Origin of the sequence: Halorubellus salinus (genome assembly GCF_020567525.1) — an archaeon.
Lineage (GTDB): Archaea > Halobacteriota > Halobacteria > Halobacteriales > Natrialbaceae > Halorubellus > Halorubellus salinus.
Genome location: NZ_JAJCVI010000003.1, coordinates 13,310 through 28,720 on the forward strand (window position 1 = coordinate 13,310; position 15,411 = coordinate 28,720).

Here is a 15,411-nt window from a genome sequence, read left to right on the forward strand (position 1 = left end):
CCGTCGCCCGAGAATGGACGCTCTCTCGCCGGTGAATCCGGCGTTTGGTCGGGCCCAATCGTTTTCATGGGAGGCGGCGTTTCCATGGGTCAGGATGGTCTTCGGCGTCGACCTCCCGTTCTACGACCCGGGGACGTACTGGCTGACGCGGTTCGTCCTCCAGCGCGGACTGGCCGCGGTATACATCGTCGCGTTCGTCGTCGCGCTACGGCAGTTCCGGCCGCTCTGCGGCGAGGACGGCGTGCTCCCCATCGACGACTACGTCGACCGCTTCGCGTTCCGCGAGCGGCCGAGTCTCCTCTACGTCTCGCCGACGGACCGGACCGCCGCGTGGCTGGCGCGCGCCGGCATCGCGCTGAGCGCACTCGCACTGTTTGGCGTCCCCTCGATGCTCGGGACGCCCGTCGCGGTCGCGGTCTGGGTCGCCCTCTGGGCGCTCTACCTGTCGTTCGCGAACGCCGGCCAGTTGTTCTACGGGTACGGGTGGGAGTCGATGCTCTGCGAGGCCGGTGCGCTCGCGGTCTTCCTCGGCGGCTGGGACGTCGCTACCCCCGCCGTCACCGTCTGGCTGTTCCGCTGGCTGCTCTTCCGGAACGTGCTCGGCGCGGGCCTCATCAAGCTCCGCGGCGACGACTGCTGGCGCGACCTCACCTGCATGCACCATCACTACGAGACCCAGCCGATGCCCAACCCCGCGAGCTGGTTCGCCCACCATCTCCCCAACCGCGTCCATCGCGTCGAGGTCGCCGGGAATCACGTCGTCGAACTCGCCGTCCCGCTGCTGTACTTCGCACCGCAACCCGTCTCGGGGCTCGCTGGCGTCGTCACGGTCGCGTTCATGGGGTGGCTGCTCCTCACGGGGAACTTCTCGTGGCTGAACGCACTCACCGTCGTGCTCGCGTTCTCGCTGTTCGCCGACCCACAGCTGGCCGCCGTCGCGGACGGACTCCTGGCGTTCGCGGGCGGACTGGCCGCCGCGGTCGGCGCCGTCGGCGTCCACCTCGCGGTCGCGGTCCCCGAGGTCGCACCTTCGAGCTGGTTCTCGACGCTTGCGTGGGCGTACGCGGTCGTCGTCCTCGCGCTCAGCTACCGTCCGGTCCGGAACGTCCTCTCCTCGGAGCAGCGGATGAACACGAGCTTCGACCCGCTGAACCTCGTGAACACGTACGGCGCGTTCGGCCACGTCACGAAGACGCGGTACGAGCTCGTCGTCCAGGGCACCGCCGACGAGGTCGTGGACGCGGACACCGACTGGGAGACCTACGAGTTCCACGGCAAACCCACGGACGTCTCTCGGCGACCCCGTCAGTGGGCGCCGTACCACCTGCGGCTCGACTGGCAGCTCTGGTTCGCTGCGATGCAGCCGCTCTCGCGGAACCCGTGGTTCCTGCACTTCCTCGCGAAGCTCCTCGACGCCGACGACGGGACCCGCTCGCTCCTTCGGACAGATCCGTTCGACGGCGAGGCGCCCGAGCACGTTCGCGCACTCAGGTACGAGTACCGGTACACGACGCCGGCGGAGCGACGCGAGACCGGGGACTGGTGGCGCCGCGAGCGCGTCGGGACGTACGCTGGACCGATGGCGCGCGACAGCACGCACCTCGAACTGGCGCTTCGGCGTCGCGGCTGGGACTGACCGACCCGCGTTCGCCGGTCGCAGCGGCGTTCGCGGTCAGGCGGCGTCACTCGACGAGCGTCGATGCGAGGCCGAGGACGTACCCAGCGGGACCCCAGGGCGCCCACGACGACGCGAGCGTCGCGACGAACGCGACCAGTGCGGTCGGCAGCCCGCCGGCGGTCGCGAGCACGTACGTGCCGGTGACGAGGATGCCGACGGCGACGATGCCGGCGGTGACGTACGCGACGACGAGCTCGTAGAGCACGGGCCCGAGTCGCTCGGGGACGCCCGTCCGACCGAGGAGGAATCCGGGGAGCGCGACCACGCAGACGAACGCGCCGACGTTGGGAACGCCGACGAAGACGTCCGTCCCCGCGAGCGTCGCCACCGCGAACGTGAGCGCGGCGAGCGCGACTGCGAGCCCGCCGAGGATGCGCGCTCGCGCTTCGAGTACCGGCACGTTGCCCGACAGTCGCCCCGCGCCGAGTAAAATCCCGGGGCTCGGCGATGCACTGGACGGGGTCGACTGGCGAGACCGCTTCGAGCGGTCGGGGTAGGGTGGTGAACGCGCCCGCACGGCAGTCTGTTTCGGTTGGAAATCGCCATACGTATCGGTGGACGGGCGTGAGGTCGGCACGGTTGCTGACTCTGCAATCACCCCCTTGATTTAATACGGATGGCAGGTGACGACTACGATGATGACAGCGATTCAAACAGACGCCCTGACCAAGCGCTTCGGCGAGGACGTCCTCGCCGTCGACGGCCTCGACCTCGAAGTACGGGAAGGCGAGGTGTTCGGGTTCCTCGGCCCGAACGGCGCCGGGAAGTCGACGACGATCAACATGATACTCGGATTCCTCCAGCCCACGTCCGGTTCCGTCTCCGTCCTCGGGATGGACGTGACCCGCGAGTCACTCGCCATCCGCCAGCGCATCGGCCTCCTCCCCGAGGGATACGAGCCGTACGAGAACCTCACCGGACGCGAGCACGTCGAATCGGCAATCCACGCGAAGGGCGCCGACGACGACGCGGACGAACTGCTGGAGCGCGTCGGCCTGGACCCCGACGACGCCCGCCGCGCCGCCAGCGAGTACTCGACGGGCATGGCCAAACGCATGAGTCTCGCCGTCGCGCTCGTCGGCGAGCCCGAACTCATCATCCTCGACGAACCGTCGACGGGCCTGGACCCGGACGGCGTCGCGCTCCTCCGACGCATCATCCAGGAGGAGACCGAGCGTGGCGCAGCCATCTTCTTCTGCAGTCACATCCTCGAGGAGGTCGAGAAGGTCTGCGACCGCGTCGGCATCCTCAACCAGGGGGCACTCGTCGCGCTCGACACCATCGACAACCTCCGGAGCGAGCTCCAGACGGGCGCGACCGTCTCCGCGCAACTCGACGCCGTCCCCGACGGGCTCGACGTCGCGAGCGTCGACGGCGTCCGGGCGGCGAGCGTGACCGACCGGACCGTCGACATCGAGGTTTCGGCCGCGGCCGCGAAGATGGACGCACTCCGGTACCTCGACGACCGTGCGACCGTCGAGGACGTCCGCATCGACGACGCCTCGCTCGAAGCGCTCTTCGACGAGTACACCGGGACTCGCGACGCGACCGCCGCGAACGACGCCACTGGGGGAGACGACGGTGCTGGCGGGGACGCGACCGTCGACCCACCGGCGGCGGCCGACGGAGGTGAGTCCGCGTGAGCTTCGCGACCGTCTTCCGCGACGACTTCAAGAACACGCGGCGCTCGTACGTCGTCCTCGGCGTCATCGCGACCCTCACCGGGTTCGTCTCCCTCATCACGTACTCCGTCGCCGAGTTCCACCACGACGCGTTCCGCGCGCTGTTCGACGTGTCGTTCTTCTTCTTCCTCGTGTTCCCGCTCATCCTCGTTCCGCTCACGTACCTCACGGTGGCCGGCGACCGCGAACGCGGCTCGATCAAGCACACGCTCGGCCTCCCGAACTCGCGCGCCGAGTACGTCCTCGGGAAGTACGTCTCCCGGACCGCGGTCGCTCTCGGTGCGGTGCTCGCATCCGTCCTCGCGGCGATCCTCATCGGCCTCGGGATGTACGACGGGAGCGTCGACGTCGTCCGGTTCGCGACGTTCGCCGCCATCACCGGGCTGTTCGTCGCGTCGATGACCGCCATCTTCGTCGCGTGCTCGACGCTCACCAGTCGTCGCTCCCGCGCGATGTTCGGCGTCATCGGGCTCTACTTCCTCCTCGGCCCGTTCTGGCTCGGGTTCCTCCCCGTGGTCAGCCTCCAGAGCGTCGTCACGACCGTTGCCGACCTCCTCGGGACGACCCTGTCCGACACCACGCGCGGGTACATCACGCTCGCCTCCCCGACGACCGCGTACCTCTCCGGGCTCGAGCCCGTGTACGACGGCGTCATCGGGAGCGGCGACTACCCGCGCGTCACGGCGAACTACGCCATCGAAGGCAGCAGGGAGCTCTACCAGGAGAACTGGTTCAACTACGCGACGATGACCGCGTGGGGCGTCCTCGCGCTCGCGGCGAGCTACGCGAAGTTCCGCGTCGCCGAACTCGGGTGAGTCAGCGGACGACGTCGGCGACCGCGGGCGCACATCCCGCGTTCGGTTCGTAGTACGAGTAGTGGTCCGCGACCTGGTCGGTGACGTCCACGTCCCGGTAGGTCGCGGGGGTGGCGGTCGCGTCGCCGATGCCGCCGTGACCGACCGCGTTCGTGCCGTCGGAGAACCGGTAGAGCCACCCGAGGACGTCGTCGCGGCCGCTGTGGAAGTTCACGAGGTTCGGGGTGGCGGTCGCGATGGCATCGCCGTACCGGCCGTCGGTCTGGACGCTGTCCTGGGGGATGGCGCCGCCGAGGAGCGACACGGTCGCGACGGCGTTCCGGCGTCCCGCGTCGGCGAGCGCGCGCAGTGCCTCGCAGACGACGCGCGCGCCGAGCGAGTGAGCGACGAGGTGGACGGGGCGACCGTCGTCGGCTGCCCACCGACCGAGCCAGTCGGCGAGCGCGGGCCCGTTCGCGTCCGCGGTCCGCTTCGCGGGCGCCCAGTCGCGGTCGGAGTCCCACGTGTAGGATACCACGGGATGCCGGACGCCCTGGTTGCGGAGCGCGGTCCGGGCCGTGTACGCCTGGTTCAGAGCCTCCGCCTCGGGTGCACCGAGGCCGTGGACGTACACGACGAGCGCGTCGGCGTCGCCGTCCACGACCGACCAGTCGCCGCCGCGTTCGGGCGTCGCGTCGTCGACGCCCGCGGTCACGTCGCCCGCGTCGTCGAAGACGCCGCGCGTGGAGAGCCGCGGGTAGACGTCCGGCGCGACGAGGTCGCCGTCGTCGCCCTGGAGCGATCGCTGGACGTACCACGCACCACCGCCGGCCAGTCCGAGCGTGCCGCCGGCGCCGACGAGCAGTCGTCGACGCGTCAGCAGCCGTCGGTCGTCGTCGCTATCGGAGATGTTCGATTCGTACCCGATGCGGCGGTAAAATACCCTCGAACGCGGCGGGTCCTTCGAGCCTCCCGATGCGGCGCCGTCGCGGTCAGTCCGCGTTCGCGGACGTGTCGCGTCCGGACGCGACGCCGCGTTCGTCGGGCGTGAGGTAGCACTGGGGGTCCTCGCCCCAGAGGTCGCCGGTGGCGGCGAGCGCGCGCAGGCGAGAGCCGCCGCGGCAGACGTCGAGGTAGTCGCAGTCCTGGCAGCGCTCGGGGAGGTGCCGTTCGCGCTCGCGGAGCGTCGCCAGCAGCGGGTTGGTGTCGTCGGTCCAGACGTCGCCGAACGCGCGGTCGCGGACGTTCCCGAGGCTATAGTCCTGCCAGAACTGCGTGAGGTGGACGTTCCCCTGGTAGTCGACGTCGGCGACGCGTTCGCCAGCGGGGTCGCCGCCGTTCCGTCGGAGGTACTCGCGGACCGCGCTCGCGTGCGCTTGGTCCATCTCGTCGCGGGCGTACTCGACGAGGAAGCCGGCGTCGGCGTAGTTCCCGACGAGGAGCGTCTCGATGTCCTCGCCGTCGGCGTGGTACTCGCGGGTGAGGTCGCAGACGCGCCGCACGGCCTCGCGCTTCTCGGTGGGTTCGAGGTCGGCGTCGGGGACGCCGCGGCCGCCGTAGTCGAGGTGGTAGAAGCAGAAGCGGTCGACGCCCTCGTCGTACAGGAGGTCGACGACGTCCTCGAGGACCGGCGCGGTGCGTTCGGTGATGGTGTACCGGAGTCCGGTCTTCACGCCGGCGTCCTTGAAGCAGTGGATGCCGCGGATGGCGGCGTCGAACGCGCCATCGGCGCCGCGGAACGCGTCGTTGACCTCGCGGGTGCCATCGACGCTCACGCCGGCGTACTTGAGGCCGGCGTCGCGGAGCGCTTCGGCGCGCTCCTCGGTGACGAGCGTCCCGTTCGTCGACAGGACGGGGCGGATCCCGAGGTCGTCCGCGTACGCGACGAGGTGCTCGAGGTCGGGGCGCGCGAGCGGTTCCCCGCCCGAGAACAGCACGACCGGCACGCCGAAGTCGGCGAGGTCCTCCAGCAGGCGCTCGCCTTCCTCGGTAGAGAGCTCGGCGGGCGCGCAGCCGTCGTCGGCGCCCGCGTAGCAGTGGTCGCAGTACAGGTTGCACTGCTTGGTCGTGTTCCACACCACGACCGGCCGGCGCTGTTTCTCCTCGGAGATCTGTGGTTTGTCCGCCTCGTCCGCCGCGTCGTACCGGAGGCCGTCCCCTTCGGCGTCCAGCCCGCAGAGGAGCTTGCTGACCGAGATCATCTATAGCTCCCGCTGGCGCGGTTCGTCGTACTCGTCGCCATCCTCGACGCCCGAGGCGTCCGTCGGCGCGGCCTCGGCGTCGGCGTCGAGGTCGTGCGTCGAGAACCGCGTGAACTCGCCCGCGGGACACACCCAGACGTCGTCGGCGTACCACGCGAACAACCGCGTCGCACGCTCGTAGGCTTCTTCGGCGTCGTCGGCGGTGACGCTCCCGACGTGCCGGAGCGGCTCCTCGGCGTCGTCGCGCACGAACAATTCGAATGCGGTTCCCTCGTCGGCGCGCGGCCGCTTCGCGACCGTCACGCGCTCGGCTGGCGCTTCCATACCTCGCCCTCTGCACGCCACCCCCACGTACGTCTCGCTCGTTCCCACGACGCTGGAACGCACCCGAAGGTGACCGTCCTCGAACCGACCCGCGTGGCCGCCTCGACGGACCGTTCGGGCCGGGGGCTGGCTCGCTCGTCCGCTCGTCACCTTGCTCCGCGTCAGCCCCGTCGGCTCGCGAACGACCACGAGCCGACCGGAGTTCGACGACGTCGTCGTCCCGCTCTACGCCGCGATGGCTGCGGTGTCGGGTGCGCTGCTCCCCGTCCGCGTGCCGCGTACGTTCGAGCACGACCTGCCGTCGTTCCCGCGAACGGTCGCCGAAGACTCGCAGACGGTCGGTGACTCCGTCTGGCGGACGCTCAGCCGCCCCGGTCGCTCGCTCCGGTGCGTCTGGGAGCGCGTCCGATGGCGCCGAAAGCCGTCGTGCGCTCGGTCTCGACGCGCCGGAACGAACGAACGGGTTCGGTTCGAGAAGTCGGTCGATACGCTCGAGCAACGCTTCCTTACTCGGGTATCCTCGTCATACCAATCGTCGACCGCCGCCAAGACGAGTCCATGGTTGATAGAGTGCTCGTGCCGTTCGACGGCGCTCCGCTCTCGCGGCGGGCGCTCGAGTGGGCGGCCGAGGAGTTCCCGGAGGCGACCATCCATGTCCTCTACGTGGTAGACCAGCAGCGCGACCCGACCGCGTCCGAGGGCTGGGGCGACCACCCCGGCGAGTGGGAGGACTGGCTCGCGGACCGCGAATCGTACGCTGACGAGCTGTTCGAGATGGCGACCGCCATCGCGACGGACCGCGGGGCGACCGTCGAAACGACGGTCCGCATCGGTCGCGTCGTCCGGGAGACGCTCGACGAGGTCGAGGAGTTCGACGCCGACCTCGTGGTCGTCGGCCTGCACGGTCGATCGAGCTTCGTGGACGTCGTCGCTGGCGACGTCGCGGAGGCGATCGTCCACAGGTCGCCGGTTCCCGTGGTCGTCGTCAGGAACCCGCCAGAGACCACCGAGGGATGACCGTCGGGGAGCGTCGAGCGCTCCCGTTCACTCGACGTGGACGCGCGTGACGTGCCCGCCACAGCCACACTGCTTCACGTACTCGTACTCGATGCCTGCTCCAGGGACGTCGCGGTTCGCGTCGTCGAGGGCGGGGTAGAGGTACGTCTCGGGGTGGCCGTGCGCGCGGTGCATGACGAGGTTGACGTGGTGCCCGCTCGCGGTGTGCTCGATGGCGTCGAGCGCGTGCGCGAGGACGAGGTCGGGGTCGTCGGCGTACTGGTCGCGTTCGAGGTTCGCGGACCACGAGCCGTCGTGGTCGCGGTCGGTCACTGGCTCGACGTCGTCGGCACCGCGGCCGCTCTTGGAGTCAGGATCGTCGGCACCGCGGTCGCTCTTGGAGTCAGGATCGTCGGCACCGCGGTCGCTCTTGGAGTCAGGATCGTCGGCACCGCGGTCGCTCTTGGAGTCAGGATCGTCGGCACCGCGGTCGCTCTTGGAGTCAGGATCGTCGGCACCGCGGTCGCTCTTGGAGTCGGGGTCGTCGACGGTGTGCGCTTCGCTCATGGTCGATCCGAGGTGCCGGAGCACCGAGAGGTCGGTCCCGAACACGTTCGTCGGAACGCCCACGGGTGCCGGTCTCGTCTCGTCGACCATGGAACACGTCAGCCTCGACGACCTGGATGCACGCCCGCACGCCGCGGTGTTCGAATCCGGCCCGAAGACGGTTCGGCTCGCGCTCGACGCTGGCGAGAGCGTCCCCGCGCACGCTCACCCCGGGAAGGACGTGCTGTTTCACGTCCTCGACGGCGAGATGGACGTCGTGCTCGACGGCGAATCGACGACCGTCGCCGGCGGCGACGTCCTCCGGTTCGACGGCGAACGCGAGATCCGTCCCGAAGCCGTGACGGACGCGACCGCGCTCGTCGTCCTCGCCCCGTCGACGCCGTGACCGACCGTCCTCGTCTCCGGGCAGGAACCTAGCTCGTGGTGGTTCGTCTCCAGGTGCCACCCGCGTGACCACCGGGACGTCTCGAGCCAGCCAGGTCGCCCACGTGCGGTGACGTCAGTCACGGCCGTCGCGCACCCACGCGACGGTGTCCCGGATGCGGGACTGGAGGACGACGATGGCGACGAGCCAGAGCAAGATCTCGACGAAGAACGATGGACTCCAGAGGTAGTAGAAGAAGAACTCGCCGGGCGGGATGCGCAGCGGTGTCGGGGGCGTGGTGAGCGGCCATCCGAGGAAGAGCGCGTCGTCGGCGCGGCCATTGATCACGACGTGGAACGCGTCGAGCGCGAGGTGCGAACCCCACCCGAGGGCGAACGCGCGCACCGACGGGATGGCGTACGCGAGCGGGGCGACTGCGAGGAGGAACAGCGCGGAGTGACCGACGCTGTGAAAGACGTCGACGACGCCGAGCATGGCCAGCGGTTTGTCGACGAGGTCGGGGAACGCCGCGCCGAGGACGACGACGGGGAGTGACCGCCGCGACCACTCGCCGAGTGCGGCCGCCGCGACGAGGTGCGTACCGAAGAGCATCGAAAGCGCTGGCCGACCGTATGCACGGCGTGGGGATAAGCGCTTGCTGCGGGCGAGGACACCGGACTCCTGCGCCGACAGTCCGACCGCCGTGGGACGGTCGGGCTCGTGACCGATCAGGTGAGGCGTTCGACGATGTCGCCGACCCTGTGGTGGTCGAGGAGCCGGCGCGCGACGAGGACGGCGCCGACGCCGATGGCGACGCCGACGACGGTGTCGCTGAAGTAGTGCGTGCCGAGGTAGATCCGGGAGACGGCGACGAGCACGGCGACGCCACCGACGACGCCGGTCGGGAGGTCGGGAGCGTCGCGAGCGACGAGCGCGTAGACGGTGACCGCGGCCGCGTGCCCCGAGGGGAACGAGTGCGCCGCGAGCCCACGGCCGTCGACCATGCAGACGGGTTGTGGCGGGAACGGTCGCTGTACGAGCGCCATGAGCGAGACGACGACGACCCCGGAGATCAGGAGTGCGACGGCCGCGACGCGGGCTGCTCGCGTCCAGCCCGCCAGGAACGACAGCCCGACGAAGACGAGTGCAGCGAACGCGGACCCGAGGCCGGTAGCGGAGGTCATGACCTTCGTCACGAGTGGGCCGCGGACCGCGAGGACGACGTCGACGACTCCCCGGTCGACCGCGAAGACCGGCTCGAGCGCGGCGGTGAGTACCTGGTCGGTGCCCGCAAGTACCCCCACGGCGTCGTGTGATGCGACGAGGAGTAGGCCGAAGGCGAGAACTGGCATGGCTAGCAGTCCACGGCCAGCGGGCGAGCGCTCATCGCGGTCGTCGGGCGAGCCGTCCTTACGGTCACGGGACACGACTCGTCGAAAGGCCAGCCACCGGAAATAGGCTGGCACTGCGTGGGTGAGATACTTAAGCATGCTATACGAATAGTTAGTGACATGAGCACGAGCACGCGGTCCGGTGTGATAGACACGACGACCCTTTCGCCGCTGCATTACGTCGGCGTGGTGCTGGCGGTCGTGAGCGGCGCCATCCACCTCTGGCTCGGGGTGGCGTTCGCGCCGTCGGGACTCGGCCTGTCCTTCCTGTTCGCCGGGATCGTCTTCCTCGCCGCCGCGGGCGCGGTACTCGTCGACTACCGACGTTCGACGCTCTATCGCCTCGGCGTCCCGTTCGTCGCCGGCCAGATCGTCCTCTGGTACGTCTTCAACTTCGTCGGCGGCGACAAGTCGTTCCCCGCCGACGTCGGCACCCTGGGCGCGCTGGACAAGGTCGCGCAGGTCCTCCTCGTCGTCGTCCTCGTCGCCCTCATCCAGCGGTCCTGACCGACGCCACGGGGCGCAGAGACGAACACCAGCCGACCGGGGAGCCTCGGCGACGGCGAGACTGGGACCGCGACTGTGCGGCGACCCAGTCAGTGGACGGCGTGCGGTCGCGGAATCGAACTGGTAGGTGACTCAATCGGTCGCGGGCGTCTGCGTGGCGTCGGTCGGTGCGTCGGTAGGGGTGTGTTCCGCGGCGTACGCCTCGATGTACTGCATGCGTTCGGGTATCGGCGGGTGGTCGTAGTGGAAGGCCTCGTAGAGCGGGTGCGGGAAGGGATTGGAGAGGTTCTCGCTGGCGAGTGCGGCGAGTGCGCCCACCATGGGTTGGCCGTCGTTCATGACGTCGACGGCGAACGTGTCGGCTTCGCGCTCGTGCGCGAGCGAGAGCTTGTTCGTGAGCGGCGCGAGCAGCTGGTTGAGCGGCCCGACCCAGAGGAGACCGAGGAGGAGGCCGGCGGCGGGCGTGGTCTGGACGCTCCCGGTGACGCCGAACATCGCGTACAGCCACGGTTGCGTGGTGAGCCACCAGAGCGCGGCGAGCGTGAGCGCGATGGGGACGGTACTGGCGAGGAGTTGCTTCCAGATGTGCGAGCGCTTCCAGTGAGCGAGCTCGTGCGCGAGGACGCTCTGGACCTCGCGGACCGACATCTGGTCGACGAGCGTGTCGAAGAGCACGACGCGCTTGGTCTTCCCGAACCCGGAGAAGAACGCGTTCGAGTGCGAGGAGCGCCGGCTGGCGTCCATCTCATAGATCTGCTCGCACTCGAAGCCCGCGCGGTCGAAGACGTCGTCGATGGCGTCCCGGAGCTCGCCGGACTCGATGGGGTCGAAGTCGTAGAACAGCGGCATCACGACCCGCGGCAGGAGGACCTGCATGACGACGGCGAACGCGAGGTAGAGCGCGACGCCGACCGCCCACCAGTACGTCGGGAACGCCGCGATCGCCCAGAGGATGGGGAGCGCGAGCGCGGTGACGAGCACGGCGGTGATGGCGGCGCCGACGAGCTTGTCGCGGACCCAGAGTCGCGGCGTCTGGTTGTTGAACCCGAACAGTTCCTCGACGACGAACGTGTCGAACGCGTCGAAGGGCGCGCCGAACGCCTGGAGCGCGAGCGCGCCGACGACGACGAGGACGACGCCTTCGACGAGCGTCTCGTCGACGAAGGGGACGGCGACGTCGAGCGCGTCGACGGCCGCGACGACGTCCGCGAACGCGCCCGAATAGAGGACGCCCAGGAGCACGACGAGCCCGACGGCGCTCCGGAGGAGCGAGAACCCGGTCTTCGTGCGCTGGTAGTCGACGAGCTCGTCGACGTCGTCGACCGCGAGCCGCTCGTCGACCCACTCCCGGCGTTCGCGGACCTCGCTCGCGCCGTACCGGACGTTCGCGACCGAGAGCCACCCGAAGAAGACGTCGGTGCCGACGACGAGCAGGAGGAACGCGACGTGCAGCGTTAGCATACGTCGCCCGTTGGTCGTCGACGAGTTTCAATGATGTGCTTCGAGCGCAACGACCAGCAGTGGGTCCCCGGGGAGGCAGGGTGGCGCGCTCACTCCTTCGCTTTGAGGTTGTGGACGACGTCGAGTCGTTCCTCGACCGCGGCGGTGGGTTCGAGCCCGTCCGCGATGACGTCCGCGGGCTTGTACGCCATCGGTGCCTCGTCGGCGACGCCCTCGACCACGCTCTCGCTGTAGATGCCGTCCATCGCGGCCGCGAACTCGTCCATCGACACCTCGTCGAACGCCCGGGTGCGACTCATGACGCGCCCGGCGCCGTGAGGCGCGGTCCGATGGTACTCGTCGTTGCCCTTCCCGCGAGCGATGACCGAGCCGTCAGCCATGTTGAACGGCACGAGGAGACGCTGGCCGTCGCGCGCGGGCGTCGCACCCTTCCGGATCGTGAGGTCGCGGAAGTCCACGTAGTTGTGGATGGACTGGAAGCCCTCGACCGGGTCGACCGCCAGCGCGTCGCAGATCCGGTCGACCATGACCTCGCGGTTCCAGCGCGCGTACTGCTGCGCGAACAGCATGTCCACGAGGTAGCCGTGCGCCTCGCGGCCCTCGAGGTAGTCGAGGGCCTCGTTCCGGTCGCCAGCGGCGCCAGCGTCGTCGCTCGCGTCGTCGGCGGCGTCGGGCGCGGTCTCTCCGGGACGGAGTGCGGCGAGGCGGTCGAACGTCTCCTCTATCGCCTTCCCGTCGAAGTCCTCGCGGACCCTCGCCTTCCGGATGGCGGACTCGCCCTTGCCGCCGGTGAGCCACTCGTAGAGGTCGGTGTCGGACGTCTCGCCGGGGTCGAACTTCAGGTACGGGACGAGGTCGTCGTCGATGCCCTCGCGGAGGCCGGCGTGCTCGCGGCGCTCGGTCGCGCGCTCCTGCCAGTACTCCGCGACGGCGAGGCCGAGGTACCGCGACCCGGAGTGAACGACGACCCAGTGGTCGCCCGACTCGCGGCCGCGCGCGAACTCGACGAAGTGGTTCCCGCCGCCGAGCGTCCCGACGCCACGGATGACGTACCCCATGCCCTGTGGTTTCCGGGAGAGCACGCGCTCGCAGAGCGACTCGAAGTAGTCGCCGTCGTAGCCCTCGAAGTCGAACTCCAGCGGGTCGATGCGCTCGCCGAACCGCTCGGCGTAGGCGTCGTCGAACGACTCGAACCGGTCGTTCGCGCGGTCGAACGGGAACTCGTCGACGAGATGGACCGAGTCATCGTACGCGTGGACGTCGCGACCCATCGGGACGGCGTCGCGGACGCGGCGTTCGCGTTCCGCGTCCGCGAGCGGCAGTTCATCGCCGAGGTTCGCGGCCGCCATCCCGCAACCGACGTCGACGCCGACGACGTTCGGGACGACGCGCTCGCCGAGCGGCATCGTGAACCCGACCGGCGCACCGGCGCCCCAGTGCGTGTCCGGCATCACGCGCACTGGCTCGGTGAACGCGGGGTGGTCCACGAGCTCCTGGATCTGCTCGCGGCAGTTCGCCTCGAGCAGCGACTCGTCGTCGACCATGACGCGAGCGGTCGTGTGCTCGCCGTCGATCTCGATGGGCATCGTTCTCGCCCCGTCATTTCGCCGTCGCCGTAAAGAGCGTGTCGTGAGACTGCGACGCGTCCGCACGCGTCCGCTCGACGTCGCGGCTCCCGAGCGTCGCGCGCTGCGGGGCCGTGCCCTCAAGCGTCCCCGGCCCCTACCACGGGCCGTGAGCAGATGGACCGCGGCGGACGTGGCGGCGTACGACGAGCGAGCACCCGCACCCGAGGAGACGCGGACGTTCACCGCCGGCCTGGGGTGCTTCTGGGGACCCGATGCAGCGTTCGGCGCGCTCCCGGGCGTCGTCCGGACGCGCGTCGGGTACGCCGGCGGCACCGACCCGGACCCGACCTACGAGCGGATCGGCGACCACAGCGAGTTCGTGCAGGTCGACTACGACCCCGACGAGACGACGTTCGCGGCGCTCGTCGACGAAGCTATCGGGCTGCACGACCCGACGCGCCAGCCCGCGAAGCGCCAGTACCACCACGTGCTCTTCCACGGGACGGACGCGGAACGGGAAGCCATCGAGGACGCGCTCGGCGCGCTCGAGGTTCCCGCCGTCGAGACGCGCGTCGAGCCACTGGGGTCGTTCACGCTCGCGGAACCGTACCACCAGAAGTTCAACCTCCGCGGGAAGCGCTGGGCGACCGACGCCTTCGAGGACGCCGGTTACGACCGCGCCGCAGTCCGGGAATCGCCGGCGGCAGCGAAGCTCAACGCGGAGCTCGGCGGGCGAGACGTCCCCGAGCTGGGGGCCCTCGGGGGGCGGAGCCGCGGGCGCTCGCCGTAGCGTCCCCGCCAGTCGTCTCCTTCCGTCGAATCCGCCCATATCCGGCGGCCTCTCGGACGTTACCCGCTCCGCCCGCCCCTCAGGCGCGGACCTTCCGCATCCAGTCGTCGATGGCGTCCCGGTACCCGTGCTTGTCGACGGGCGGGAGCGGGTCGAGTGCGTTGAACCCCGAGAGGATGGCGTCGCGAGCGCGCTCCTCGAGGACGTCGGGGACGTGGTCGACGGCCGCGTCGCGCTTGAGCGCGACGAGCTCGTCGACGAGCGCGGGGTCGCCGGCGTCGACGGCGTCGGCGAGCGCGCGAACGTTCGCCTCGACGTCCTCGTTGTCCAGGACGTACTGCGCGCCGAGCAGGCCGCGGTAGACGTACAGGAAGCGCTTCGCGCTCGGGTCGTACCCCTCGGCCTTGTCGGGGTCGAGGTGCTTGTAGTAGTTCGACTTCGCCATCCCGAGGTACGAGTGCGGGACGTTCATCGGGAGGAACTCGCGCACGAGTGCGCGGAGCGCGTCCACCTCCAGGGGCATCCCGTTCATCACGACGGGTGCTTCGAGGACGAGTTCGACGACGTTGAAGTTCGCGTCGACGAGCAGCGACCCGAAGTGCTTCAGCTCGTCGCTCCGCAGGTCGCAGTCCGCGTACGCCTCGAACCCGTCGGTCGTCCCGTGCATGTTCACCGTCACCTCCGGGTCGGGCTCGCGGAGGTACGCGTACTCCTCGGCGGGCACGACGTGCACGCCGCGGACGTCGACGTCGCTGTCCGCGTCCGCGAACCCGAACAGGTGACTGCCGCCGACGGCGTAGAACCGTGGCTGGCGGCGCGTCCCCTTCGCCGCGACGGCGTCGGTGACGTAGTCGCGGATGGCTTCGGCGCTGTACCCGACGTCGAGTTCCTCGAACTGCATGTCCTGTCACCTCGTCGCGACCCCGCTCGCGAGTGCCGTCGATGTGCTGCCCGCGATGCCGTACCCGTCCGGTCGTCGGCGGGCGGCCGACGGTGGTCGCGTCGTCCCGGCGTTCCGGCCGCCGCCACGTCAGTGTGTCGTCGTCTCGGTATCACGGCACACGGAGAGACGCGACCGACTGGTGTTC

Annotated in this window: 16 protein-coding genes and 1 pseudogene; 7 read left to right on the plus strand and 10 right to left on the minus strand. The window is 69.9% G+C overall.

What is annotated here, in order from left to right; translation table 11 throughout:
• Positions 1 to 94: 94 nt before the first annotated feature.
• Positions 95 to 1,636, plus strand: a complete 1,542-nt coding sequence (locus tag LI336_RS08435) for a lipase maturation factor family protein (protein ID WP_227132681.1) — start codon at positions 95 to 97, stop codon at positions 1,634 to 1,636.
• Between the two features lie 46 nt (positions 1,637 to 1,682).
• On the opposite strand, the gene LI336_RS08440 is transcribed toward LI336_RS08435, so the two are convergent.
• Positions 1,683 to 2,078 carry a hypothetical protein gene (locus tag LI336_RS08440; RefSeq protein WP_227132682.1) on the minus strand — a complete coding sequence of 132 codons (396 nt, stop codon included), beginning with the start codon at positions 2,076 to 2,078 and terminating at the stop codon, positions 1,683 to 1,685.
• A 235-nt stretch (positions 2,079 to 2,313) separates the two neighbouring features.
• On the opposite strand from LI336_RS08440, the gene LI336_RS08445 reads away from it, so the two are divergent.
• The gene (locus LI336_RS08445; RefSeq protein ID WP_368408363.1) at positions 2,314 to 3,321 is read left to right on the plus strand and encodes an ABC transporter ATP-binding protein; all 1,008 of its coding nucleotides are present in this window, start codon (positions 2,314 to 2,316) and stop codon (positions 3,319 to 3,321) included.
• On the plus strand, positions 3,318 to 4,175 hold the full coding sequence (locus LI336_RS08450; protein ID WP_227132683.1) for an ABC transporter permease: 858 nt from the start codon (positions 3,318 to 3,320) through the stop codon (positions 4,173 to 4,175). Before LI336_RS08445 ends, LI336_RS08450 begins: the two co-directional genes overlap by 4 nt.
• A 1-nt stretch (position 4,176) precedes the next feature.
• Here LI336_RS08450 and LI336_RS08455 read toward each other — a convergent pair whose 3' ends face one another.
• From LI336_RS08455 to LI336_RS08465, 3 genes are all read right to left on the minus strand, one after another.
• A complete protein-coding gene (locus LI336_RS08455; RefSeq protein ID WP_227132684.1) occupies positions 4,177 to 4,869 on the minus strand; it encodes a DUF726 domain-containing protein in 693 nt (230 codons plus the stop codon).
• A 277-nt stretch (positions 4,870 to 5,146) separates the two neighbouring features.
• Positions 5,147 to 6,355 carry a TIGR04347 family pseudo-SAM/SPASM protein gene (locus LI336_RS08460; protein ID WP_227132685.1) on the minus strand — a complete coding sequence of 403 codons (1,209 nt, stop codon included), beginning with the start codon at positions 6,353 to 6,355 and terminating at the stop codon, positions 5,147 to 5,149.
• Positions 6,356 to 6,679, minus strand: coding sequence for an Htur_1727 family rSAM-partnered candidate RiPP (locus LI336_RS08465; protein WP_227132686.1), 324 nt, complete (start codon positions 6,677 to 6,679; stop codon positions 6,356 to 6,358).
• 558 nt (positions 6,680 to 7,237) lie between these two features.
• On the opposite strand from LI336_RS08465, the gene LI336_RS08470 reads away from it, so the two are divergent.
• A complete protein-coding gene (locus LI336_RS08470; RefSeq protein WP_227132687.1) occupies positions 7,238 to 7,696 on the plus strand; it encodes a universal stress protein in 459 nt (152 codons plus the stop codon).
• 27 nt (positions 7,697 to 7,723) lie between these two features.
• Here the strand turns inward: LI336_RS08470 and LI336_RS08475 are convergent.
• Positions 7,724 to 8,023, minus strand: a pseudogene (locus tag LI336_RS08475) (CGCGG family putative rSAM-modified RiPP protein); the annotation flags it as partial.
• Between the two features lie 307 nt (positions 8,024 to 8,330).
• Between LI336_RS08475 and LI336_RS08480 the strand changes: the two are divergent.
• On the plus strand, positions 8,331 to 8,627 hold the full coding sequence (locus tag LI336_RS08480) for a cupin domain-containing protein (protein ID WP_227132688.1): 297 nt from the start codon (positions 8,331 to 8,333) through the stop codon (positions 8,625 to 8,627).
• A gap of 114 nt (positions 8,628 to 8,741) precedes the next feature.
• Here the strand turns inward: LI336_RS08480 and LI336_RS08485 are convergent, their stop codons facing one another.
• Together LI336_RS08485 and LI336_RS08490 are read right to left on the minus strand one after the other, a co-directional pair.
• Positions 8,742 to 9,218: a metal-dependent hydrolase gene (locus tag LI336_RS08485; protein WP_227132689.1), complete on the minus strand. Its 477-nt coding sequence runs from the start codon at positions 9,216 to 9,218 to the stop codon at positions 8,742 to 8,744.
• Positions 9,219 to 9,334: 116 nt separating this feature from the next.
• Positions 9,335 to 9,958: a phosphatase PAP2 family protein gene (locus LI336_RS08490; RefSeq protein ID WP_227132690.1), complete on the minus strand. Its 624-nt coding sequence runs from the start codon at positions 9,956 to 9,958 to the stop codon at positions 9,335 to 9,337.
• Positions 9,959 to 10,117: 159 nt separating this feature from the next.
• Between LI336_RS08490 and LI336_RS08495 the strand changes: the two genes are divergently transcribed.
• The gene (locus LI336_RS08495; RefSeq protein WP_227132691.1) at positions 10,118 to 10,504 is read left to right on the plus strand and encodes a DUF7475 family protein; all 387 of its coding nucleotides are present in this window, start codon (positions 10,118 to 10,120) and stop codon (positions 10,502 to 10,504) included.
• Positions 10,505 to 10,636: 132 nt separating this feature from the next.
• Here LI336_RS08495 and LI336_RS08500 read toward each other — a convergent pair whose 3' ends face one another.
• Together LI336_RS08500 and LI336_RS08505 are read right to left on the minus strand one after the other, a co-directional pair.
• Positions 10,637 to 11,965 carry a M48 family metallopeptidase gene (locus LI336_RS08500; protein WP_227132692.1) on the minus strand — a complete coding sequence of 443 codons (1,329 nt, stop codon included), beginning with the start codon at positions 11,963 to 11,965 and terminating at the stop codon, positions 10,637 to 10,639.
• Between the two features lie 89 nt (positions 11,966 to 12,054).
• The gene (locus LI336_RS08505) at positions 12,055 to 13,551 is read right to left on the minus strand and encodes an RtcB family protein (protein ID WP_227132693.1); all 1,497 of its coding nucleotides are present in this window, start codon (positions 13,549 to 13,551) and stop codon (positions 12,055 to 12,057) included.
• Between the two features lie 148 nt (positions 13,552 to 13,699).
• Here LI336_RS08505 and LI336_RS08510 point away from each other — a divergent pair, with 148 nt between their 5' ends.
• Positions 13,700 to 14,323 (plus strand): peptide-methionine (S)-S-oxide reductase, encoded by a 624-nt coding sequence (locus LI336_RS08510; RefSeq protein WP_227132694.1) that lies wholly within the window; start codon positions 13,700 to 13,702, stop codon positions 14,321 to 14,323.
• A gap of 79 nt (positions 14,324 to 14,402) precedes the next feature.
• On the opposite strand, the gene LI336_RS08515 is transcribed toward LI336_RS08510, so the two are convergent.
• Positions 14,403 to 15,224 (minus strand): nucleotidyltransferase domain-containing protein, encoded by an 822-nt coding sequence (locus LI336_RS08515; RefSeq protein WP_227132695.1) that lies wholly within the window; start codon positions 15,222 to 15,224, stop codon positions 14,403 to 14,405.
• Between the last annotated feature and the right edge of the window lie 187 nt (positions 15,225 to 15,411).

Coding starts and splice junctions, on each gene's coding strand:
- LI336_RS08485 (WP_227132689.1), bottom strand. CDS start 9,218: ATGCTCTTCGGTACGCACCTCGTCGCGGCGGCCGCACTCGGCGAGTGG.
- LI336_RS08470 (WP_227132687.1), top strand. CDS start 7,238: ATGGTTGATAGAGTGCTCGTGCCGTTCGACGGCGCTCCGCTCTCGCGG.
- LI336_RS08515 (WP_227132695.1), bottom strand. CDS start 15,224: ATGCAGTTCGAGGAACTCGACGTCGGGTACAGCGCCGAAGCCATCCGC.
- LI336_RS08465 (WP_227132686.1), bottom strand. CDS start 6,679: ATGGAAGCGCCAGCCGAGCGCGTGACGGTCGCGAAGCGGCCGCGCGCC.
- LI336_RS08495 (WP_227132691.1), top strand. CDS start 10,118: ATGAGCACGAGCACGCGGTCCGGTGTGATAGACACGACGACCCTTTCG.
- LI336_RS08505 (WP_227132693.1), bottom strand. CDS start 13,551: ATGCCCATCGAGATCGACGGCGAGCACACGACCGCTCGCGTCATGGTC.
- LI336_RS08435 (WP_227132681.1), top strand. CDS start 95: ATGGTCTTCGGCGTCGACCTCCCGTTCTACGACCCGGGGACGTACTGG.
- LI336_RS08460 (WP_227132685.1), bottom strand. CDS start 6,355: ATGATCTCGGTCAGCAAGCTCCTCTGCGGGCTGGACGCCGAAGGGGAC.
- LI336_RS08490 (WP_227132690.1), bottom strand. CDS start 9,958: ATGCCAGTTCTCGCCTTCGGCCTACTCCTCGTCGCATCACACGACGCC.
- LI336_RS08445 (WP_368408363.1), top strand. CDS start 2,314: ATGATGACAGCGATTCAAACAGACGCCCTGACCAAGCGCTTCGGCGAG.
- LI336_RS08480 (WP_227132688.1), top strand. CDS start 8,331: ATGGAACACGTCAGCCTCGACGACCTGGATGCACGCCCGCACGCCGCG.
- LI336_RS08500 (WP_227132692.1), bottom strand. CDS start 11,965: ATGCTAACGCTGCACGTCGCGTTCCTCCTGCTCGTCGTCGGCACCGAC.